General features: G+C 68.5%; 17 protein-coding genes. 7 read left to right on the top strand and 10 right to left on the bottom strand.

Features of this window, described 5'->3' with window-relative positions; all coding sequences use genetic code 11:
- Positions 1–13: 13 nt before the first annotated feature.
- From mlaD to HNQ58_RS03920, 4 genes are read right to left on the bottom strand one after another with little or no spacing between them, the layout of a single operon-like run.
- Entirely contained in the window at positions 14–499 is a 486-nt protein-coding gene (mlaD, locus tag HNQ58_RS03905) for an outer membrane lipid asymmetry maintenance protein MlaD (protein ID WP_183947482.1), read from the bottom strand.
- A 2-nt stretch (positions 500–501) separates the two neighbouring features.
- Positions 502–1248 (bottom strand): MlaE family lipid ABC transporter permease subunit, encoded by a 747-nt coding sequence (locus tag HNQ58_RS03910; RefSeq protein WP_183947483.1) that lies wholly within the window; start codon positions 1246–1248, stop codon positions 502–504.
- Between the two features lie 2 nt (positions 1249–1250).
- A complete protein-coding gene (locus HNQ58_RS03915) occupies positions 1251–2036 on the bottom strand; it encodes an ABC transporter ATP-binding protein (RefSeq protein ID WP_183947484.1) in 786 nt (261 codons plus the stop codon).
- A 41-nt stretch (positions 2037–2077) separates the two neighbouring features.
- Positions 2078–2833, bottom strand: coding sequence for an MlaA family lipoprotein (locus HNQ58_RS03920; protein WP_183947485.1), 756 nt, complete (start codon positions 2831–2833; stop codon positions 2078–2080).
- A 488-nt stretch (positions 2834–3321) separates the two neighbouring features.
- On the opposite strand from HNQ58_RS03920, the gene HNQ58_RS03925 reads away from it, so the two are divergent.
- Positions 3322–3963, top strand: a complete 642-nt coding sequence (locus HNQ58_RS03925) for a response regulator (RefSeq protein WP_183947486.1) — start codon at positions 3322–3324, stop codon at positions 3961–3963.
- A gap of 58 nt (positions 3964–4021) precedes the next feature.
- Here the strand turns inward: HNQ58_RS03925 and HNQ58_RS03930 are convergent, their stop codons facing one another.
- Complete coding sequence (locus HNQ58_RS03930) at positions 4022–6892, bottom strand: Rne/Rng family ribonuclease (protein ID WP_183947487.1); 2871 nt, start codon at positions 6890–6892, stop codon at positions 4022–4024.
- 416 nt (positions 6893–7308) lie between these two features.
- Here HNQ58_RS03930 and HNQ58_RS03935 point away from each other — a divergent pair, with 416 nt between their 5' ends.
- On the top strand, positions 7309–8259 hold the full coding sequence (locus HNQ58_RS03935; RefSeq protein ID WP_183947488.1) for an RluA family pseudouridine synthase: 951 nt from the start codon (positions 7309–7311) through the stop codon (positions 8257–8259).
- A gap of 6 nt (positions 8260–8265) precedes the next feature.
- Here the strand turns inward: HNQ58_RS03935 and HNQ58_RS03940 are convergent, their stop codons facing one another.
- Positions 8266–8616: a 4a-hydroxytetrahydrobiopterin dehydratase gene (locus HNQ58_RS03940; protein ID WP_183947489.1), complete on the bottom strand. Its 351-nt coding sequence runs from the start codon at positions 8614–8616 to the stop codon at positions 8266–8268.
- A 67-nt stretch (positions 8617–8683) separates the two neighbouring features.
- Here HNQ58_RS03940 and HNQ58_RS03945 point away from each other — a divergent pair, with 67 nt between their 5' ends.
- Together HNQ58_RS03945 and HNQ58_RS03950 are read left to right on the top strand one after the other, a co-directional pair.
- Complete coding sequence (locus tag HNQ58_RS03945) at positions 8684–9274, top strand: NfuA family Fe-S biogenesis protein (RefSeq protein ID WP_183947598.1); 591 nt, start codon at positions 8684–8686, stop codon at positions 9272–9274.
- 62 nt (positions 9275–9336) lie between these two features.
- A complete protein-coding gene (locus HNQ58_RS03950) occupies positions 9337–10092 on the top strand; it encodes a hypothetical protein (RefSeq protein ID WP_183947490.1) in 756 nt (251 codons plus the stop codon).
- Positions 10093–10197: 105 nt separating this feature from the next.
- Here the strand turns inward: HNQ58_RS03950 and HNQ58_RS03955 are convergent, their stop codons facing one another.
- Together HNQ58_RS03955 and HNQ58_RS03960 are read right to left on the bottom strand one after the other, a co-directional pair.
- Positions 10198–10533, bottom strand: coding sequence for a c-type cytochrome (locus HNQ58_RS03955; protein ID WP_183947491.1), 336 nt, complete (start codon positions 10531–10533; stop codon positions 10198–10200).
- Between the two features lie 14 nt (positions 10534–10547).
- Positions 10548–10880 (bottom strand): c-type cytochrome, encoded by a 333-nt coding sequence (locus tag HNQ58_RS03960; protein ID WP_183947492.1) that lies wholly within the window; start codon positions 10878–10880, stop codon positions 10548–10550.
- Between the two features lie 256 nt (positions 10881–11136).
- Between HNQ58_RS03960 and HNQ58_RS03965 the strand changes: the two genes are divergently transcribed.
- The 3 genes from HNQ58_RS03965 to HNQ58_RS03975 are packed head-to-tail and all read left to right on the top strand — an operon-like array spanning position 11137 to position 18772.
- Complete coding sequence (locus HNQ58_RS03965; RefSeq protein WP_425504144.1) at positions 11137–12297, top strand: efflux RND transporter periplasmic adaptor subunit; 1161 nt, start codon at positions 11137–11139, stop codon at positions 12295–12297.
- The gene (locus HNQ58_RS03970) at positions 12294–15683 is read left to right on the top strand and encodes an efflux RND transporter permease subunit (protein ID WP_183947493.1); all 3390 of its coding nucleotides are present in this window, start codon (positions 12294–12296) and stop codon (positions 15681–15683) included. The genes HNQ58_RS03965 and HNQ58_RS03970 overlap by 4 nt, the downstream gene beginning before the upstream one ends.
- A complete protein-coding gene (locus HNQ58_RS03975) occupies positions 15680–18772 on the top strand; it encodes an efflux RND transporter permease subunit (RefSeq protein WP_183947494.1) in 3093 nt (1030 codons plus the stop codon). Before HNQ58_RS03970 ends, HNQ58_RS03975 begins: the two co-directional genes overlap by 4 nt.
- A 67-nt stretch (positions 18773–18839) precedes the next feature.
- Here HNQ58_RS03975 and HNQ58_RS03980 read toward each other — a convergent pair whose 3' ends face one another.
- Both HNQ58_RS03980 and HNQ58_RS03985 read right to left on the bottom strand, forming a co-directional pair.
- Positions 18840–20054, bottom strand: coding sequence for a TraB/GumN family protein (locus tag HNQ58_RS03980; protein ID WP_183947495.1), 1215 nt, complete (start codon positions 20052–20054; stop codon positions 18840–18842).
- A 10-nt stretch (positions 20055–20064) separates the two neighbouring features.
- On the bottom strand, positions 20065–20952 hold the full coding sequence (locus tag HNQ58_RS03985; RefSeq protein WP_183947496.1) for a carbon-nitrogen hydrolase: 888 nt from the start codon (positions 20950–20952) through the stop codon (positions 20065–20067).
- Positions 20953–21050: the final 98 nt, after the last annotated feature.

Genomic DNA, 21050 nt, shown 5'->3' on the forward strand with positions numbered 1-21050 from the left:
GTTCCTTCCGTGCTCATTCGTCCGTCGCCGGGGCGTTTTCGTCGCCGCCGCCGAACAGGTACTTGCCGATCAGCTGCTCCAGAACCACCGCGGACTGGGTCAGGACGATCTCGTCGCCGTCGCGCAGCGGTTCCGGGTCGCCGCCGGGGGCGAGGGCAACATAGCGCTCGCCGAGCAAACCGCTGGTGAACACGGCGGCGGAAGTGTCGACCGGGATGTCCGAATAGGCCGAGTCGATCTTCAGGGTCAGCACCGCCTCGAAGGTCTGCGGATCGAGCTGGATGCGGCTGATCTCGCCGACCGTGACGCCGCCGATCTTGACCGGAGCGCGCACGCGCAGCTCGCCGATGTTGCTGAAGCGGGCGGTGACGGTGTAGCTGCCGCCGCCCAGGCCGGTCTTGCCGTTGGTCGAGGCGAAGGCCAGCACCAGCAGGGTGGCGAAGGAGAGCAGCAGGAACAGCCCTACCGCGAGTTCGAATCGGTTGCCGGAACGGTTCATGGTCAGAACAGCATCGCGCTCAGGATGAAGTTGGAGACGAGCACCAGCAGCGAGCCGTTGACCACCGCGCGGGTGGTGGCGACCGAGGTGCCCTCGATGGTGGGCTCGGTGTGGTAGCCGACGTGGGTTGCCATCAGTGCGGCAATCAGACCGAACACCAGGCACTTGAGGAAGGCGCCGAGGAAATCATCGACCAGGTCGATGCTCTCGCGCAGCGCCGACCAGAAATAACCGGCGTCCAGGCCCAGTACCCAGACCGCCTCGAAGTAGCCGGCGGCGATGGCGAAGCTGCAGAAGAACGCGCACAGCAGCGGCACGCCCAGCACCGCCGCCCAGAAGCGCGGCACCACGACCTTGGCGACCGGATCGATCGCCATCAGCGACAGCGCCGGGATCTGGTCGGTGGCGCGCATCAGGCCGAGTTCGGCGGCCATGGAGGAGCCGGCGCGGCCGATGAAGAGCAACGCCGTCAGCACCGGCCCGAGCTCGCGGTACAGCGACAGGCCGAGCAGGGTGCCGAGCGAGTTGGTGGCGCCGAAGGTGCTCAGGGTGCGATAGCCCTGCAGGGTCATCACCAGGCCGACGAAGGCACCGCCGACGGCGATGATCGGCAGCGAGCGCACGGCGATGGCATACAGCTGCGCGACGATGTCGGCCAGCAGGTCGCGGCGCGGGTAGCTGGCGCGCAGGATGGTGACCAGGAACAGGCCGGATTCGCCGATGGCGGACAGGGCGCGTGCGGCGGGCATGGTCAGCCTCCCAGCGCCGCGGGGCGTTCGCGGCCGGCGTCGAAGGGGATCGGGCCGTCCGGTTCGCCGGCCATGAACTGGTGCAGCAGCGGGTCGTCGGTGGCCTCCAGTTCGGCCGGGGTGCCGTCGAAGGCGATGCCGCCATTGGCGACCACGACCACCCGGTCGGCGATCGGCAGGCATTCGAGCATGTGGTGGGTCACCACCAGGCTGGTCAGTCCGAGCATGTCGTTCAGGCGCTTGATCAGGCTGACAATCACACCGGTGGCGATCGGGTCCAGGCCGGTCAGTGGCTCGTCGTAGATCATCAGCGGCGGATCCAGCGCCAGTGCGCGCGCCAGCGCCACGCGGCGGGCCATGCCGCCAGACAGTTCGCGTGGGTAAAGATCGATCGCCGAGCGCAGGCCGACCGCGTTGAGCTTGAGTTCGACGATGCGGCGGATCACCGCGTCCGGCAGCCGGGTGTGGTAGCGCAGCGGCAGGGCGACGTTCTCGCCGGCGGTCAGGTCGGAGAGCAGGCCGTTGCCCTGCAGCAGCACGCCGATGCGTCGGCGCAGCGCCATCAGCGCGCGCGGCCGTCCGGCCGGCACCGGCTCGCCGAACACCTCGACCGTGCCGCTGGCGGGCGCCAGTTCGCCGGTGATGGCGTGCAGCAGGGTGGACTTGCCGGCACCGCTGGGACCGAGCACGGCCACCACGCTGCCACGCGGTATGTGCAGGCTGGCGCGGTCCAGGATGGTACGGCCGCCGCGGACGATGCGCAGATCGTCGATGCGGACGGCAGGCATGTCGTGAGTGTCGTTCACGGCGGTCGGTGGGACGACGGGCATCAGTCGTCGTAGTCCTCAAGGTCGAAGAGATAGTCGGGCAGCTCGTCCTCGCCGTCGTTGATCAGGAAGCGACGGCGTTGCAGCCAGGCGTCGCGGATCAGGACGTAGTCATCGGACGCGTCGCTGACGAAACCCTCGGCGGCCAGCGCCTGTCCGCGCAGGTCCACCAGGTACAGCCCGGAGACGAAGATACGGGTCTTTTCACGCTCGAAGTGGCGGAACGGGCCGAGCTGGTAGTCGCCGGCGTCGCCGAAGGCGTCGCGCACGGTGGTCGGGCCGAGGAAGGGCAGCACGACGTAACGCGAGTTCCGCCAGCCCCAGGTCGCCATGGTCTGGCCCATGTCCTCGCGGCGGATGCGCAGGCCGGCGTCGCTGGCCGGATCGAGCAGGCCGCCGAGGCCGAGCGTGGTGTTGATCGCGAAGCGCGCCATCGCACTGCCGGCCTGCGCCGGTTTGCCCTGCAGCAGTTGGTGCAGGGCGGTGAACGGCTGGAACAGGTTGGTGAAGAAATTGCCGACACCGCGTCGCACCACCGGCGGAGTCAGGGTGGTGTAGACGGTCGCCAGCGGCCGCGCCACGTAGCGATCCACCCGTTGGTTGAAGGCGTGCGTGCGGCGGTTGAAGCGCTCCCAAGGGTCGGCGTCGAAGCTGCCGTTCTGGGCCTCGTTGGCCGGCTCCTGCGCTTGCTCGGCGGCGAGCGCGGGCGCGCCAGCGAGCGCGAGCAGCATTGTCAGCGAGCGGAGGAGATGACTCATGCGTCCTGCGGAAATGTCCAGTCGGGGCAAAAAAATGGCGGCCAAGCCAACGGAATCGAGACGGTCTCGCGGCCAACACGACCGCGGGCAGCGGCCGCATGACCCTGCCCCGATGGCCGGAAAGCGCGCAGGGACGGGCATTTTGCCATAGCGCCCGCGCATTCCGGCGTTGGCGACGACGCACCGGCCGGGATGCTCTGTCCCGCGCCGTTCGCCAGCGCGGGCAGGATGATGCCCGGGAGAACGTGAAGCGCAGCCCTACGCACTCTGGGCAGGCATGCCACGGCCATCGCTTGCAGCGATCGCCTGGCGATGCGGGCCAGCGATGGCTCGCCTGACAGGCCGGGCATGAACGGCCTGCCGGCGCTCGGGTTCCGGACGATCCCTCCCGAGCTGTCGCCACGCGGGCCCCGCCACGACCGCTCGTTGCGCCGCTTGCCCTGGCTGGCATAACCTCGCACGTGCGAAAGGGAACTTCGGGGGAACCCATGATTCGCGTCTTCCTGCTCGACGATCATGCGTTGGTCCGCACCGGCTTCCGCATGATCCTGACGCAACAGGTCGATATGGAGGTGGTCGGCGAGGCGGCAAGCGGCGAGGAAGGGTTGCCGCTGATCCGCAAGCTCAGGCCGGACATCCTGCTTTGCGATCTGCACCTTCCCGGCGTGAGCGGGCTGGAAATCACCGAGCGGGTCGTGAAGGGCAGCTACGGACCACGCGTGATCGTCGTGTCGGTGCAGGAGGACGGCCCGATGCCGCGCCGGTTGCTCGAAGTCGGCGCATCCGGCTACCTCGGCAAGGGCTGCGAAGCGAACGAACTGCTGCGTGCGATTCGCGACGTGCATGCCGGCAAGCGATACCTCGCCGGCGGCTTGGCGCAGAAGCTGGCCTTCGGCGCGCTCACCGGCGACGAGTCGCCGTTCGACCGGCTTTCGCCGCGTGAGCTGGAGGTGGCGATGATGCTCAGTCAGGGCAAGCGCATGGAGGACATCGCCCGTCACCTCAGCCTGAGCGCGAAGACCGTGGCCACGCACAAGTACCGGCTGTTCGAGAAGCTCGGCATCGGCGACGTGGTGGCGCTGGCACGCTTGGCCGGCCAGTATGGACTGATCGACGCCGCGACCGGCTGAGCGCAACGGGAACGGGCGCCCGGAAGCGCCCGTTCCGCATTCCGCTGTCGCGGCGCCATCAGCCGGTCGATTTGCTCTCCTCGCCGGCGGCGGCCTCGCCGCCGGCGCGCGCTCCGTCCGCCGGAGCCGTGTCGCTGGCTGGCGCGGATGTTTTCTCGGCTGGCGGGCGGTTGGCGGTTTCGATCGTGGCCGGGCTTTCGTTCCCGGGCGACGACGGGCGCGGGGGGGCAACCGGCGTGGGCATTGGGGGCGGCGCATGGATCGCCGCGGCGACGGCGGTGGACAGCGGGATCACCAGCGGTGGCTGACGGACCGGCGGCTCCGGGGGGATGATCCGGGCGGCCGGCCTGGGAGCGGGCTTGGCGATTTCAGGCGCTGTCGCACCGGCTGATTCCGGGCCGTCGTTCGCGGAGGCCGTCCGCGGCTTGTCGTTGGCAGGCGCTGCCGGGGCCGGTTGACGGTCGTCCGCGGCGGCATCCGCCGCCGGGACCGGTGCGGAAGCGGCTGCGCGGCCCGCGACGGGCTCGCCAGCGGGTGCGACGGGCGGTGTCGGGGAGGGGGGCTGCGACTGCGGTGCGACCGCGGCCGGCGCCCGGTCGCGGCGGTCTTCCACGGCCGGCTCCTCCTCGTCGAAATCGAAGCCGGGCTGGCTCATGCTCTCCGGCGAGCCCTCGACCGGCGTGCTTTCCTGACGGCGGCGGCGGCGACCGCCGCGGCGGCCACGGCGACGGCGAGTGCTGCCGGGGGCGCCGGCTTCGCCCGTCTCGGTGCCGGCCTGGGCCGCCGTCGAGGTGGCATCGGCGGCCGGGACTGCTACGGCCTCGCTCACTGCCGGCTCGGTGGTGAGCGCAGCGGCGGGAATGGCGGCGGTTCCGGTGTCGGTTTCCGGCGCAGGCTGGACAGGCGGCGCGGCGGCCTTGCCGTCCTTGCGCTCGGCTTCCGGGCGAGCGGGCGGCTCCCGGCGCTCCGGCTTGGCCTGCGCCGGCTGGCCGCTCTGGCGGGAGGGATCTGCCTTGCCGCCACGCGGCTCTTCCCGGCGGGCCTGGGGCTGGGGCGGCTTGGCCTGCTTGGCCTGCTGCGGCTGGCGCTGCTGCTCGCGCTTGTCGCGGCGGCCTTCGTCGCGACGACCGTTGCGCTGGCGCTGGTCGCGCTCGCGCTCCTGCTCGCGCCGCCCGCCGCGCTGCGGCTCGCGGCCCTCGGCCGGCTTCGCGGGCGCGGCCTGCCCGCTGCTGCGGAACCAGCGCAGGATCCGCTCGACCAGACCGCCGGAGTGGGTCGGCGCGGCGACCGTCGGCTCTGGCGGCGGCGCTTCCTCGCGCAGCGGTGCGGGCGCCGGCGGACGGACGTTGGTGACCGCCGCGGCCGGCGGGATGTTGAGGTTGGCCTTGGTCAGCGAGTGCACCTCGAGCTTGCGCGGGGTGGTGCGCTGGTAGCTCGGTTTGCTGGCCTCCTCGCCCATATCGTTCTCGCGCAGGCGGGTGACGTTGAAGTGCGGCGTCTCCAGCTTGTCGTCGGCAACGATGATGATCGGCGCGTCGTGACGCTGCTCGATCTCGATCAGCGCCCGGCGCTTTTCGTTGAGCAGATAGTTGGCGATCTGCGGCGGGGCCTGCACCAGCACCTGGCCGGTGTTTTCCTTCATCGCGTGCTCTTCGGCGAGGCGCAGGATCGACAGCGACAGCGACTCCACGCTGCGCACGCGGCCGTGGCCGTCGCAGCGCGGACAGACGATCTGGCTCGATTCGCCGAGCGAGGGGCGCAGTCGCTGGCGGCTCATCTCCAGCAGGCCAAAGCGCGAGATCCGGCCAATCTGCACGCGGGCGCGGTCCTGCTTGAGCGCCTGGGCCAGACGGTTCTCGACTTCGCGCTGGTGGCGGTTGGACGACATGTCGATGAAATCGATCACGATCAGGCCGCCGAGGTCGCGAAGGCGCAGCTGACGGGCGACCTCCTCGGCCGCCTCCAGATTGGTCTGGAAGGCGGTCTCCTCGATGTCGCTGCCCTTGGTGGCGCGCGCCGAGTTGACGTCGATCGCGGTCAGGGCTTCGGTCTGGTCGACCACGATGGCGCCGCCGGAGGGCAGGCGCACCTCGCGTCCGTAGGCGGCCTCGATCTGCGACTCGATCTGGAACCGGTTGAAGAGTGGGGTGGAATCCTTGTACAGCTTGAGCTTGCGCAGGTTCTGCGGCATCACCTGCTGCATGAAGTCCCGGGCCTCCTCGTAGAGCTCCTCGGTGTCGACCAGGATCTCGCCGATGTCGGCGCGCAGGTAGTCGCGCAGGGCGCGGATGATCAGCCGCGACTCCTGGTAGATCAGGAACGGTGCCGGCTTGGACAGGGCGGCGTCGGTGATCGCCTTCCAGACGTGAAGCAGGTAGTCCAGGTCCCACTGCAGCTCTTCGGCGTCGCGACCGACGCCCGCGGTGCGGATGATGACGCCCATGTCGTTGGGGATCCGCAGCTGGTCCATGGCTTCCTTGAGTGCCTGCCGGTCGTCGCCCTCGATCCGCCGCGAGACACCGCCGGCAGTCGGGCTGTTGGGCATCAGCACCATGTAGCGGCCGGCCAGGGAGATGAACGTGGTCAGCGCGGCGCCCTTGTTGCCACGCTCTTCCTTGTCGACCTGGACGACGACCTCCTGGCCTTCGCGCAGCAGCTCCTTGAGCCCGGCCTTGTTGGGGTCGACGCCGGCCTGGAAGTAGTCGCGGGAGATTTCCTTGAGCGGAAGAAAGCCGTGACGCTCACCGCCGTAGTCGACGAAGGCGGCTTCGAGCGAAGGTTCGAGCCGGGTGATCCGGCCCTTGTAGATGTTGGATTTCTTCTGTTCCCGGGAGGGTTGTTCGATATCGATGTCGTACAGGGTCTGGCCATCGACGATGGCCACACGCAACTCTTCTGCCTGAGTCGCGTTGATGAGCATGCGTTTCATTGTTGTCGTGTCCTCACGCGCTCGACCGCGAGGAACGCCGGGGTGTCCGCTCCCGATGTGGGAGGGCCGCCCCGTGCGCCACGCGCCTTGGGCGGCCCCTGCGAAATCTCCAGCGCTGCTACCAGACCGAGGGGCATAGCCCGCGGGAGCGCTTGTCATAAAAACGGGTTTTCTTCGACCGGATGGGCGCCTTGCGCCCGCCGGCTTCCATGCCGGAAACCAGACGGCGTTTCCGTGCGATTGACGCCAGTCCGGAGGGGACGGCCGCAGCCCATGACTCGTCGCGTTAACATGGGCGCCCCGAAGGGCCCTGAAGGCGGTGTCGCTCCGGAATTCGCCGACGCTGGGGAACCCCCAAAGCGTCCAGTGAAATCAGGACGTTACTTCGCGGCCTTAGTGTAGCAGAAGCGATCCCCATGACCACAGATGCCCCGTCCCCGGGCGTGAAGCTGGTGCGCGTCCCGGATGACCGGGCCGGTCAGCGCCTGGACAATTTCCTGCTCGGCCAGCTCAAGGGCGCCCCGCGCAGCCTGGTCTACCGCATCCTGCGCACCGGCCAGGTGCGCGTGAACGGCAAGCGGGCCAAGCCCGAATCCCGGCTGGAAGGGGGCGACGAGGTACGTATCCCGCCGGTCCGTCTGGGCGAGCCGGTGGACCGGGGGGCGGCGCCGAAAGCGCTGCTCGACCGGCTGGCAGCCAGCATCGTGTTCGAGGACCGGCTGCTGCTGGCGGTGAACAAGCCCAGCGGCATCGCCACGCACGGTGGCAGCGGGATCGGTTTCGGGGTGATCGAAGGGCTGCGGCAGTTGCGGCCCGGCGAGCCGCTGGAGCTGGTCCATCGTCTGGATCGCGACACCAGCGGCCTGCTGGTCGTGGCCAGGAAGCGCTCGGCGCTCACCGAGCTGCAGGCGCTGATGCGCGAGGAAGGCGGCATCGCCAAACGTTATCTGGCGCTGTTGGTCGGGCGGATGCCCGACGGCACGATGACCGTCGATCAGCCGCTGCAGAAGTCGGTACTGCAGGGCGGCGAGCGGATGGTGCGCGTGGACGCGGGCGGCAAGCCCTCGGTGAGCCACTTCAGGGTGCTCGAGCGCCGCGGTGGGCACAGCTTCTGCGAGGTGCGCATCGATACCGGGCGCACCCACCAGATCCGCGTTCACGCCGCCCATGTCGGCCACCCGGTCGCCGGTGACGAGAAGTACGGCGATCGCGAGGCCAACCGCCGGCTGCGCGAACAGGCCGGACTCAAGCGGCTGTTCCTGCATGCCGCCTCGCTGGAGTTCGCCCTCGATGGCGGGCGGGCGCCCTACGTGCTCAACGCGCCGCTGGCGCCGGAACTGGTCGCGGCCCTCGACGCGCTGGCCTGACCGGGCTCAGCGCGAGTCGGCGGCAAGCGCCTCGGCCTTGGCGGCACAGATGAAGTCGTTCTCGGACAACCCGCCGACGTCGTGGGTGGAGAAACGCACGACCACCCGGTCGTAGTGCACGCCGAGGTCGGGGTGGTGATCCTCGCGGTGCGCGACGTAGGCCAGCGCGTTCACGAAGGCCATCGTGCGGTGGTAGTCGGCGAAGCGGAACGTCTTGCGGATCGCCTGGCCATCCTCGACCAGTTCCCAGCCGGGCAGGGCGCCCAGGTGTTCGGCCACCCGGGCCGGGTCGAGGCGGTGCTCCGCGCCCCTGCGCGGGACACAGTGGGCTGCCAGCAGGTCCTTGATCGCGGTCATGGCCGTCTCCATCGTCGATCCGGAAAGTATACGGGGCGAAGGTCGCCCGACGGACTACAATAGCCGCATGATCCAGATATCCCCGGCCGCGCAGGCCCATTTCCAGCGCCTGCTCCAGACCCAGGGCGGCGATGCCGTCGGCATCCGTCTTTCCGCCATCCATCCCGGCACGCCCCGCGCGGACGCGCGCCTGGAGTTCTGCGAAGCCGGCGACCTCGGCGGTGACGAATGGGCCGTGGAGTGCGAAGGGTTCACGCTTTACGTCGATGCACCGAGCGTCCCCTTCCTCGACGGCGCGGAAATCGACATCAGCACCGGCACGGCCGGCAGCCAGCTCACCATCCGCGCCCCACGGATCAAGGGCGAGGTACCGGGCGAGGGCGCCAGTCTGGTCGAGAAGGTGCGCTGGTTGCTGGAGAGCGAGATCAATCCGCAGCTGGCCTCGCACGGCGGCCGGGTGGCGCTGGAAGAGGTCACTGCCGACGGAGTGGTCGTGTTGCGCTTCGGAGGCGGTTGTCATGGCTGCGGCATGGTCGACGTGACGCTGAGGCAGGGCATCGAGCGGACCCTGCGCGGGCGCATTCCCGAGATCACCGCAGTGCACGACGCCACCGACCACGCCAGCGGCAGCGCTCCCTACTACCGGCGCGACGCTTAACCCGATTTTCAGCCAGTGCCCGATAGTCTCCGCCTGCCCTTGACGCGCGGAGCCGCTGGACGATGGCCGATGCAGGCGACGGATTGAGCCACGACTGGTCGCGTCGGCTATCGCCGCGCGCGCGGCCGCTGGAAAGCTGGCGCCCGCCGGATACGGACACATCGCCCCGGCTGCGCTGGTTCGTGCTGGCGTCGGTGGCGTTGCTGCATCTCGTGCTGGTCTGGATGCTTCGTGGCGAGATGTCGCCGCGCGAACCGGGTCCGCGCGACCCGACGCGGATCGAGCTGGTCCTGCTCGATGCGGATGCGCCGATCCCCGAGCTGCGACCGCCAGACGGCGAACCGCCGCCAGTGCGGCGCCTGCAGGCGGTGGCGCCTGCGCGTGAGGCTCCCCAGTCCCTGGCGGAGACGGTCGACGAGCCGCTCCCGCCACCGGCCCGCAGCTTCCTGTTTCGCCCGGACGGGGCGCTGGAACTGCCGGAGAACCTCGTCGATGCACTCGACAAGGCGGCCGCCGAACAGGTCGAGTACCGCATCGCGAACCTCGATCGGGCCGGCATGTTCCTCCGGCCGCCGCCCATCGACTACGAGCCCACCGTGTTCGAGGCCTACTGGGTGCCGCACGAAAACCTGCTCGAGGAATGGGTGCGCAAGGGCATCAAGGAAGTCTCGATCCCCATCCCGGGCAGCGGCTGGCGGATCGTCTGCAAGGTCTCGCTGCTGGCGCCCGGCGCCGGCTGCGGGATCGCCCCTGTCGTGCAGGCATCCGGGCGGCAGGACTTCGGACCCTACGTGCCGCCTCCGAACCGCAACCGTTGACCGCGGCCTCCCGGCGACCGGCTCAGCCGGGTCTGCGATGCCCCTCCGACGGAACGAAAAAGGGCTCCGTACGGAGCCCTTTTTGCCGTCCGCGTGCCGGAGCGATTATCTGGCGCCGCGCATGTCGCGCAGCGGACCGCTCTGGGCGGCATAGAAGGCGGCCAGGTCGGCGATGTCCTGGTCGCTGAGCGTGGCTGCGAAACCGGCCATGATGGCGTTGTCGCGCGCGCCGGACCTGTAATCGTGCAGGGCCTTTTCCAGGTAGTCGGCGTACTGGCCGGCGAGCAGGGGGTATTGCCCGTCGCCGGTGCCGTTGCCGTCGGCGCCGTGGCAGGCCTGACAGACCTGGGCCTTCTGGCGGCCGGCCTCGACATTGCCCTTGGCAAGCAGGGCCGGTGCGGTGGCGAACAGGAGTGCGGCGATAACGATGCGCAGGGTCATGGGAGGGCTTCCTTTCACTTCGCGCCGCCGTCGGCGAGGCTGGCCAGGTAGGTGGCGATGTCGCGGATTTCCTGATCGGTGAAGCTTTCCGCCTGGGCGCGCATGGTCGGGTGCGGGCGCTGGTTGTTCTTGTAGGCCATCAGCGCCGTCACGAGGTATTCGTAGTTCTGTCCGCCGATCTTGGGGACGCGGTAGCTGGGGTAAGCGTTCTTGTATCCGGGGATGCCGTGGCAGCCGGTGCATGTGTAGGCCAGGAGTTTGCCGTTCTCAGCGTCGCCCTGCGCCAGTGCGGGTGCGGCGAGGGCGGCGAGGACGAGGCTGGCGGCGATCGGGAGGGTTTGCTTCATCGTCGGAGGTCCGCGTCTTCTCGGGTGGCGATGGCGCGCACCGCCAGGCGGCGCACGAAAAGCAGCCAGTATAACCGTGCATCCCCGGTACAGACAGAGGGGCGCATGCTCAGTGTCAGTCCGGACCCGCCGTGACTTACGACACGCGCCCGGATGCCGGGGCTTCCGCAGACTCGCCCCTGCCGTTCTTGGGTGCTTGACAAGAATAGTGTTATAGATAACTATAACACCATACCCCCATAACACTGCTGCCGCCATGAGCCTTGCCATCAACGCCCGTCTCCCGTTCCGTGCCACGGTCCGCGTGCTTTCCCTCGCGATCACGATGTCCGTGCTGGCAGCCTGCGGCGGCCAGGGCGCACCCGCCGCACAAGCGGCGCGTGCGACGGCGCAAGGCCAGGGTGCCGCCGCCAGGGTCGACACGGTGCCGGTGGAAGTCGCCAGGGCCAGCCGGCGCGCGATTTCCGCCAGCTACAGCGGCACGGCGACGCTGGATGCGCCGGCCGAGGCCCAGGTCGTGGCCAAGACGACCGGCGTCATCCTGCGGCTGATGGCCGAGGAGGGCGATATGGTCCAGGCCGGCCAGGTGCTGGCCCGTCTCGATCCCGATCGCAAGGAACTGGCGCTGGCGCAGAGCCAGGCGCAGCTGAGGAAACTGGAGAGTGAATTCAAGCGCTCGCAGGAGCTGTTTGCCCGCCAGCTGGTCAGCGCGGATGCGTACGAGAAGCTCCGTTCGGAGCTGGAGGTCCAGCGCGCCGCGGTGGACATCATGCGGCTGGAGTTGTCCTACACCAATGTCGTTGCGCCGATTTCGGGCGTCGTCGCCCAGCGCATGGTCAAGCAAGGCAATCTGGTCCAGACCAATGCCCCACTGTTCCGCATCGTCGACACCTCGCGTCTGGAGGCGGTGCTGAACGTGCCAGAGCGCGAACTGGCGACGATGAAGCCGGGCCTGCCGGTGAAGATGCACGTCGACGCCGTGCCCGGCATGGTCTTCGAAGGAAAGGTGGATCGCGTCGCGCCGGTGGTCGATTCGGGCAGCGGCACGTTCCGCGTGGTTGCGGCCTTCGCGGGGGCGGAGCTGCTTCGCCCGGGCATGTTCGGGCGCATCGAAGTGGTCTATGACCAGCGTGAGGATGTGCTGGTCGTTCCCCGCGACGCGCTGGTGGAAGACGATGGCGTGACCGCAGTGTTCGCCGTGCGCGATGGCAAGGCAGTACGCACGCCGGTGCAGCTGGGCTACGTCAACGGCAGTTTTGCCGAGGTGCGCGCCGGTATCGATGAGGGCGATCAGGTGGTGACGGTCGGCAAGGTCACGCTGCGCGATGGTGCCAGCGTGGAGGTGGTGAACGCACCCGCGCTCGGCGACGGCAGTCAGGTCGCCAGGCAGGGCAACAACGGAGCGGCCTCCGAATGAGCCTGGTCGAATTCTCCACCCGTCGTCGCGTGACCATCGCGATGGCGACGGTCACCTTCGTACTGTTCGGGCTGATCGCGCTCAAGGATCTGAAGGTGAATCTGCTGCCGGACCTGAGCTATCCCACGCTCACGGTGCGTACCGAGTACACCGGCGCGGCGCCGAGCGAGATCGAGAACCTGATCACCGAGCCGGTCGAGGAAGCGGTCGGTGTGGTGAAGAACCTGCGCAAGCTGCGCTCGGTATCGCGCACCGGCCAGAGCGACGTGATCCTGGAGTTTGCCTGGGGCACGGACATGGACCGGGCCGGCATGGAGGTGCGTGACAAGCTGGAGGTGCTGCGTCTGCCGCTGGAGGCGAAGAAGCCGGTATTGCTGCGCTTCAACCCGTCCACCGAGCCGATCATGCGTCTGGTCCTCTCCGGGCAGGGCGAGGCGGCCGGCAGCGAGATGGCCGAGCTGATGCGCCTGCGCCGCTTCGCGGACGAGGAACTGAAGAAGCGCCTGGAGCCGGTCGAGGGTGTGGCCGCGGTCAAGGTGTCTGGCGGTCTGGAGGACGAGGTGCAGGTCGAGATCGACCAGCATCAGCTCGCCCGCCTGAACCTGTCGGTCGGCCAGGTGATCGACAGGCTGCGGCAGGAGAACGTCAACATTTCCGGTGGGCGTATCGAGGAAGGCAGCCAGCGGTACCTCGTCCGCACCATCAACCAGTTCGTCGATCTCGATGAGATGCGCGAACTGCTGGTGACGAATTTCGATGGCGTGCCGATCCGGCTGCGCGATGTCGCCACTATCCGTCAGGGTTTCAAGGAGCGCGAGGCGGTCATCCGCCTGGATGGCCGCGAGGCCGTGGAACTGGCCATCTACAAGGAAGGCGATGCCAACACCGTCACCGTCGCCGAGAACGTCCATCGGGTGCTCGAACGCCTGCGCAAGGATCTGCCGCCCGATGCGCGCTTGACCGAGGTCGACGACCAGTCGGTATTCATCAAGCAGGCGTTGAGCGAAGTGCGCAGCGAGGCGCTGATCGGCGGCTCGCTGGCGATCCTGATCATCTTCTTTTTCCTGCGCAACGGCTGGAGCACGCTGGTGATCGGCCTGTCGCTGCCGATCTCGATCATCGCCACGTTCTTTTTCATGGGACAGCTCGGGCTGAGCCTGAACATCATGTCGCTGGCTGGCCTGGCGCTGGCGGCCGGCATGGTGGTGGACGATTCGATCGTGGTGCTGGAAAGCATTGCCAAGGCGCGTGAACGCGGACTGGGAATCCTCGAGGCGGCGGTGCAGGGCACCCGCGAGGTCAGCATGGCGGTGGTGGCCTCCACCCTGACGACCGTGGCGGTGTTCCTGCCGCTGGTCTTTGTGCACGGCATCGCCGGCCAGCTGTTCCGTGACCAGGCGCTGACCGTCACCATCGCGATGCTGATGTCGCTGCTGGTCTCGCTGACCCTGATCCCCATGCTGTCCTCGCTGAAGGCGAAGGCGCCCATGGGCTATCGCCCCGAAACCGGTGGCGACACCCGCGCAGTCTGGAGGCAGATCCTGGACTACGGGTTGGGTCTGGCGCGATGGCCGTTGGGCGGGTCCATGGCGCCGGCGCTGCGCGGCGGGTTGTTTCTGCTCACGCTGCCGCTCAAGCTGGTCCCCCTGGTGCTGGTCGGTATCGTGATGTTGCTGGCCATGCTGGCACCGCGGCTGCTGTTCGCCACAAGCTGGCTGGCCACAACGACCGGCCGCCTGCTGGCCGCCACCGTCGGTCGTCTGCTGCATTTCATCGGCGCTGTGCTGATGCGCGGCTACGGGCGCGTGGAACGCTTCTACGCCCAGGTGTTGCCACAGGCGCTGGAACGGCCCGCGCTGGTGCTGGCAACCGCCACGCTGGCCTTTGCCGCCGTGCTGGCGCTGGTGCCGACGATGGGCATGGATCTGATTCCGCAGTTGGCGCAGGACCGCTTCGAGATGACCGCCAAGCTGCCGGCCGGCACCCAGCTGCGTGACACCGATGCGCTGGTGCGCGAGCTGCAGGCGGCGCACGCGAACGATCCGGGCGTGCGCGTCATCTACGGCGTGAGCGGCAGCGGCACACGGCTGGACGCCAACCCGACCGAATCGGGTGAGAACATCGGCAAGCTCACCGTGGTGCTGGAGCGTGGCGCCGGCGCGCGTGCCGAGGCCGCCGCCATCGAGCGCCTGCGCGCCACCATGCAGCGCTACCCGGGCGTCGAGGTGAAGTTCGGTCGCCCCGAGCTGTTCAGCATGGCGACACCGGTCGAGATCGAGCTGCGCGGCAGCGATCTCGGCGCGCTCGAGCGCGCCGGTCGCGACCTGGCCGAACGCATGGCGGGCGACGACCGCTTCGCCGACATCAAGACCACGGTCGAGGGTGGCTTTCCGGAGATACAGATCCGCTTCGACCAGGAGCGCGCCGCCGCGCTCGGCCTGACCACGCGCCAGATCGCCGACCAGGTGGTCCGCAAGGTGCGCGGCGAGGTGGCCACGCGCTACAGCTTCCGCGACCGCAAGATCGATGTGCTGGTGCGGGCGCAGGAGTCCGATCGCGCCTCGGTGGCCGACATCCGGCGCCTGATCGTCAACCCGCAAAGCGATCGCCCGGTGACGCTGGACGCGGTGGCCGAAGTGATCGCCACGACCGGTCCGAGCGAGATCCACCGTGCCGACCAGAGTCGCGTCGCCATCGTCTCGGCGAACCTGCGGCATGGCGACCTCGGCTCGGCCGTGGCCGCGGTGCAGCGGATGGTCGCCGAGAAGCCGCTGGCGGCCGGCGTGCGGATGCACATCGGCGGCCAGGGCGAGGAACTCGATGCCTCGACGGCATCGCTGCTGTTCGCTTTCGGTCTGGCGATCTTCCTGGTCTATCTGGTGATGGCTTCGCAGTTCGAGTCGCTGCTGCACCCGTTCGTCATCATGTTCACCATTCCGCTCGCCGTCGTTGGCGCCGTGCTCGCCTTGATACTCACAGGCAATTCGCTTTCGGTCGTGGTGTTCATCGGCCTGATCCTGCTGGCCGGCATCGTGGTCAAGAACGCCATCGTGCTGATCGACCGCATCAACCAGCTGCGAATCGCCGGCGTGCCGAAGCGGCGTGCCATCCTGGAAGGCGCCGAGGCGCGCCTGCGGCCGATCGTGATGACCACGATGACCACCGTGTTCGGCTTCATGCCGCTGGCGTTGGGGTTGGGCGAGGGCGCGGAGGTGCGCGCGCCGATGGCGATCACGGTGATCGGCGGTCTGGTGGTGTCCACCCTGCTGACGCTGGTGGTCATCCCGGTCATGTACGACCTGCTCGACCGCAAGACCGATGAGGCCTACGCCGCCAGGAACAGGCCGCTGTCGGCGGGCGACGGCACCGGGGAGGCCACGGCATGAATGGCCAGAAACGCTGGAGCCTGGCGGAGCTGAGCCTCCGCAGGCCGGTCACGGCAACGATGTTCTTCGTTTCGATGATCGCGATCGGCCTGATCGCCGCGTTCCGGTTGCCGCTGGCCTTCTTCCCCGAGTTCGATGCGCCCTTCATCTTCGTCGACTTCCCTTATCCCGGCTCGACGCCTGAAGAGGTCGAGCGCACGATTACCCGGCCCGCCGAAGAAGTGCTTTCGACGCTTTCCGGCATCAAACGGATGCGATCGACCTCGCGTGCCGACGGCGCCGGCATCGAGATGCAGTTCAGCTGGGGCCGCGATGTCGAGGTGGTGGCTTCGGAGGCGCGCGAGCGGCTGGACGCGATCCGCGACGAACTGCCCGACGACCTGCAGCGCTACTTCGTGCTGAAGTTCTCCAGTACCGACACGCCGGTGCTGCGCATCCGTTTTGCCAGTGATCGTGACCTCACCACGAGCTGGGACCTGCTCGATACGCAGGTCAAGCGCCGGCTGGAACGCCTGCCCGGCGTCGCACGCGTCGACATCTCCGGCGTCGCGCCGCCCGAGGTCGAGATCGCGATCTCGCCCGATCGCCTCAGCGCCCACGGCATCGGCCTGAACGAGCTGGCGCAGCGGCTTCAGGCTGCCAACTTCTCGCTCTCTGCCGGCCAGATCGACGAGGGCACCCGGCGCCTGCGGGTGCAGCCGATCGGCGAGCTGACCGATCTGCAGGATGTGCGCGAGCTGGTCATCTCGCCGCGCGGTACACGCCTGGCGGATGTCGCCACCGTGCGGCTCAAGCCCAGCCGGTTGGACTACGGCCGCCGGCTCGATGGCCGACCGGCGGTCGGCATCGATGTGTTCAAGGAGCGCCAGGCCAATCTGGTCGATGTCGGACGCACGGTCCTGGCCGAAACCTACCGTATCGCCGAGCTGCCCGAATTCGAAGGCATCCAGTTCAACGTGATCCAGGATCAGGCCGATGGCGTGACCAGTTCGTTGTCGGAGCTGGCCAAAGCCGGCCTGCTCGGCTCGCTGCTGTCGATACTCGTGCTGTTCTTCTTCCTGCGCCACTGGGCATCGACGCTGATGGTGGCGCTGGCGATCCCGGTCTGCTTCGTCATGACGCTTGGGGCGATGTATTTCTTCGGCGTCAGTCTGAACATCATCTCGATGATGGGTCTGCTGCTCGGCGTCGGCATGCTGGTGGACAATGCGGTGGTGGTGACCGAAAGCATCTATCAGTACCGCGAGAAATATCCCGACAACCCCTGGAAGTGCGCGATCGAGGGCACCCGCTCGGTGCAGCTGGCGATCAGCGCCGGCACGCTGACCAGCATCATCGTCTTCATTCCCAACCTGTTCGGCGAGCGCAACGAGATCAGCCTGTTCATGGGCGAGGTCGCGATCACCATCACCGTGGCGCTGCTGGCCTCGTGGCTGATGGCGGTCAGCCTGATTCCCATGCTCTCGGCGCGGATCAAGGCGCCGCCGCAGGTGCAGTCGGCACGCGGCCTGATCAAGCGCATGCAGGACAGTTACGGTCAGATGCTGCGCTGGACGCTAGCCAACCGTGGCTGGAGCCTGTTCGGCATCTTCCTGATCGTGTCGCTGAGCTTCATTCCGGTCGCGCAGACCAAGAAGGACATGTTTCCGTCCGAAGCGCGGCCGGAGTTCAGCATGTACTTCCAGTGGAAGGGGTCCTATCCGCTGGAACAGATGTCCAGGGAAGTGGCGAAGATCGAGAACTTCCTCGACGAGAACCGAGAGCGCTACCAGATCCGGCAGATCTACAGCTGGTTCTCGGAGCGTGGCTGGGGCGGCATCAATGTCTCGTTGCATACGGAAGGGGCTGGCCTGCGGCCGCCGGCCGAGATCATCGACCAGATCCGCAAGGACATGCCGAAGCTCGCCACCGCGACCGTCGGCATCCAGGGGGACCAGGGCGGCGGCAACAGTGAGGGGCTGGTGCTTTCATTGTTCGGCGATTCCTCGGAGACGCTGCGCGAGATTTCGAACGATGTGGTCCGTGTGCTTTCCGCGCGCCCTGAGCTGCGGGACGTCCGCACCGAGTCGGGCGATGCGAGCAGCGAGGTGTCGGTCAGCGTGAATCGCGACCGCGCGGCGCTGTACGGGTTCACTGCGCAGGAGGTCGCGAACTACATTGGCATCGCCCTGCGCGGCTCGCCGCTGCGCGAATTCCGTCACGGCGGGCGCGAGGTGCCGATGTGGGTGCGCTTCGACAACGCCGATGCCAAACAGGTCGACGACCTGAGCAATTACAACTTGCAGCGGGCGGACGGTACCAGCGTGCCGTTGCTGGCGCTGGTCGACGTGCAGGTGCGCCGCAGTCCGAGCCAGATCACCCGTGAGAGCCGGCAGACCAGCGTGCGCATCCGGGCCAACCTTGCCGAGGGCGTAACGGCACAGGATGCGCGCAAGACGATGGAGTCGGCCCTGGCCACGGTAGCGATGCCGCCGGGTTATCGCTGGAGCTTCGGCGGCGACTTCCAGCGCAACGACGAGGCGGGGCAGCGGATGATGTTCAACACGCTGCTGGCGTTGCTGATGATCGTGATCGTGATGGCGGCGTTGTTCGAGTCGCTGCTGTTCCCGTTGGCGATCGTGAGCGGCGTGCTGTTCTCGGTGCTGGGTGTGTTCTGGCTGTTCTGGCTGACCGGAACCACGTTTTCGATCATGGCCTCGATCGGCATCCTGGTGCTGATGGGCGTGGTGGTGAACAACGGCATCGTGATGGTCGAGCACATCAATGCGTTGCGACGCGAGGGCCTGAGCCGTACCGAGGCGCTGGTGGCGGGCGGGCGCGAGCGCCTGCGCCCGATCCTGATGACGATGGGCACCACCATTCTGGGCATGATCCCGCTGTGCCTGGGAGGGACACAGATCGGCGGCGACGGCCCGCCCTACTACCCGATGGCGCGGGCCATCGTCGGCGGCCTGATCTTCTCCACGCTGGTCAGCCTGGCCTTCCTGCCGACCGTCTACGCCCTGCTCGACGACCTGCGTGAGTGGACTTACGACATCGTCCGCCGCGCCGCGGCGAGGGCGCCGTTGCGCGCGCGGGCGGCAGAGTAGTGGCGGTCCTGGGCGCCGCAGTGGGCGCACGGATGTTCTCCACGGCCGCTGCGATGCGCCGGGCGCCTCAGCCCAGCATTTGGCCGAGCAGATGTGCGCCGCCGGTCCATACGCCGATGGCGGTCCCCAGGCTGGTCAGGAAGAAATTGACCATCACCCTGGCGACACGGTTGCGCCACCAGCCGCGCCAGTGGGCGGTGTCGTCGCGCAGGTTGAGGAAGTCGACGTAGGTCGGCTTGCGCATCCAGGCCTCGATGGCGGCGCTGACCGTGCCGGAGGCGAGGGCGGGGTGGAGCGGGGTGATCGGCGAGGACAGGAAGGCGCCGGCGATGCTCAGTGGATGGCCGCCGGCGAGTGCACAGCCGATGGCACCGAGGGTGCCGGTGGCCAGCACCCAGCCGAGCACCATCCCGCCGCCGACCTCGGCTCCCTGCGAGAAGCCCCAGGCGAAGCCGCCTAGCAGGAAGACGGTCAGGAACAAGGTGAACCAGGGCACCTTGCTGCCGCTGGGCACCTGCTCCAGCTCGGCGCGCACGGCATGCGCCTCGGCCGTTTCCGTGCGCAACTGCTCGGACAGGCCCTTGAGGTGGCCGGCGCCGACCACCACCAGCACCCGTCGGCCCGGCGCCGAGACGGCGTCTTCGCGCAACCGGGCCGCCATGTAGCGGTCACGCTCGGCGATCAGGGCGCGGTAGACCGGCGGGCTGGCGGCGGCGAACTCGCCGAAGCTGCTTTCGAGCAGGTCGCCCTGCTTGAGCCGCTCGATCTCCTGCTCCTCGACCTTCTCGTCGGTGAGCAGGCTGGCGGCCAGGCCGGCGATCAGCTTGCTGCGGCCCCAGAAGCCCAGGCCGTGCCAGGCGCGCTTGAGCGTGAGGCCGACATCGCGGTCGATCAGGTGGAGCGGGAGGCCGGCCTTTCTGGCGCCGTCCGCGGCGGCCTTCAGCTCGGCACCAGGTTCGACCCCGAGCTGTTCGGCGAGCCGGCGCTGGTAGGCGGCCAGTGCCAGGTTGGCGGCGACCAGGCCGGTCTTGCCTTCCTTCAGTATGCGGAACAGGTCTAGGTTGCGCAGGGTGTCGGGCTCGGTGAGTACGCGGTGGCGCTGCGGGTCGAGCTCGACCGCGACCGCGTCGAAGTCACCGCCGGCGAGCAGTGCCTCGGCCGCTTCCACGCTGGCACGGGAAACGTGAGCGGTGCCGAGCAGCGTGTAATGCACGCCGTCGCGCTCGACTTCGACGCAGGGCTGGCCGTGCAGCGCGTCGACGGCGTGATGGGTTTCGCTCATGGGGCGGGAGTCAGTCGCGGTAGCGCTTGAGCAGGTCGCCGTAGGCGTCGATGCGGCGGTCGCGCAGGAACGGCCAGATGCGGCGCACCGACTCGCTGCGCCCGAGATCGACCTCGGCCATCAGGATTTCCGGCGCATCGGTGCCGGCCTCGGCGAGGAACTCGCCCTGCGGACCGAGCACATGGCTCGAACCCCAGAAGCGGATGCCGGCCGCGCCCAGCGGGGAGGGTTCGTGGCCGACGCGATTGCAGCTGAGCACCGGCAAGCCGTTGGCGACCGCGTGGCCGCGATGGCTGAGGATCCAGGCCTGGCGCTGGCGCGCGTTCTCGTCCTCGTCCTCGGCCGGATCCCAGCCGATGGCGGTGGGGTAGAGCAGCAGTTCGGCGCCGGCCAGGGCCATCAGCCGTGCGGCTTCCGGATACCACTGGTCCCAGCACACCAGCACGCCGAGCCGGCCGACCGAGGTGTCGACCGGCTCGAAGCCGAGGTCGCCGGGCGTGAAGTAGAACTTCTCGTAGAAGCCGGGGTCGTCGGGGATGTGCATCTTGCGGTACTTGCCGACCAGCCGGCCGTCGCGCTCCAGCACCACGGCGGTGTTGTGGTAGAGGCCTGGCGCGCGGCGCTCGAACAGCGAGCCGACGATCACCACGCCGTGCCGTTTCGCCAGCGCGCCGAGGCGCTCGCTGCTCGGGCCCGGGATGGGTTCCGCGCGGTCGAATTCGTCCACGCTCTCGTGCTGGCAGAAGTACGGGCCGTTGTGCAGCTCCTGCAGCAGCACCAGCCGGGCGCCGCGCTCGGCGGCCTCGGCCACGCGCTGCTCGATCACGGCCAGGTTGGCTTCGGCATCGCCGTGGTTGCGTTCCTGGACGAGTGCGACGGGCAGGGTGGTCTTCTTCATCGGTCAGCGAATCCGGAAAGGGGCCATTGTAGTAGGGCGCGCCTGCAGGCGACAGGCGAGAGGCCTGGAAGCGGAAAGCGCGCGAGCCCTGGGTATCG

Origin of the sequence: Rehaibacterium terrae, from assembly GCF_014202935.1 — a bacterium.
Taxonomy (GTDB): domain Bacteria; phylum Pseudomonadota; class Gammaproteobacteria; order Xanthomonadales; family Xanthomonadaceae; genus Rehaibacterium; species Rehaibacterium terrae.

Coding starts and splice junctions, on each gene's coding strand:
- HNQ58_RS03970 (WP_183947493.1), top strand. CDS start 12,294: ATGAGCCTGGTCGAATTCTCCACCCGTCGTCGCGTGACCATCGCGATG.
- HNQ58_RS03940 (WP_183947489.1), bottom strand. CDS start 8,616: ATGACCGCGATCAAGGACCTGCTGGCAGCCCACTGTGTCCCGCGCAGG.
- HNQ58_RS03980 (WP_183947495.1), bottom strand. CDS start 20,054: ATGAGCGAAACCCATCACGCCGTCGACGCGCTGCACGGCCAGCCCTGC.
- HNQ58_RS03985 (WP_183947496.1), bottom strand. CDS start 20,952: ATGAAGAAGACCACCCTGCCCGTCGCACTCGTCCAGGAACGCAACCAC.
- HNQ58_RS03965 (WP_425504144.1), top strand. CDS start 11,137: ATGAGCCTTGCCATCAACGCCCGTCTCCCGTTCCGTGCCACGGTCCGC.
- HNQ58_RS03945 (WP_183947598.1), top strand. CDS start 8,684: ATGATCCAGATATCCCCGGCCGCGCAGGCCCATTTCCAGCGCCTGCTC.
- HNQ58_RS03920 (WP_183947485.1), bottom strand. CDS start 2,833: ATGAGTCATCTCCTCCGCTCGCTGACAATGCTGCTCGCGCTCGCTGGC.
- HNQ58_RS03950 (WP_183947490.1), top strand. CDS start 9,337: ATGGCCGATGCAGGCGACGGATTGAGCCACGACTGGTCGCGTCGGCTA.
- HNQ58_RS03935 (WP_183947488.1), top strand. CDS start 7,309: ATGACCACAGATGCCCCGTCCCCGGGCGTGAAGCTGGTGCGCGTCCCG.
- HNQ58_RS03910 (WP_183947483.1), bottom strand. CDS start 1,248: ATGCCCGCCGCACGCGCCCTGTCCGCCATCGGCGAATCCGGCCTGTTC.
- HNQ58_RS03915 (WP_183947484.1), bottom strand. CDS start 2,036: ATGCCTGCCGTCCGCATCGACGATCTGCGCATCGTCCGCGGCGGCCGT.
- HNQ58_RS03975 (WP_183947494.1), top strand. CDS start 15,680: ATGAATGGCCAGAAACGCTGGAGCCTGGCGGAGCTGAGCCTCCGCAGG.
- HNQ58_RS03925 (WP_183947486.1), top strand. CDS start 3,322: ATGATTCGCGTCTTCCTGCTCGACGATCATGCGTTGGTCCGCACCGGC.
- mlaD (WP_183947482.1), bottom strand. CDS start 499: ATGAACCGTTCCGGCAACCGATTCGAACTCGCGGTAGGGCTGTTCCTG.
- HNQ58_RS03955 (WP_183947491.1), bottom strand. CDS start 10,533: ATGACCCTGCGCATCGTTATCGCCGCACTCCTGTTCGCCACCGCACCG.
- HNQ58_RS03960 (WP_183947492.1), bottom strand. CDS start 10,880: ATGAAGCAAACCCTCCCGATCGCCGCCAGCCTCGTCCTCGCCGCCCTC.
- HNQ58_RS03930 (WP_183947487.1), bottom strand. CDS start 6,892: ATGAAACGCATGCTCATCAACGCGACTCAGGCAGAAGAGTTGCGTGTG.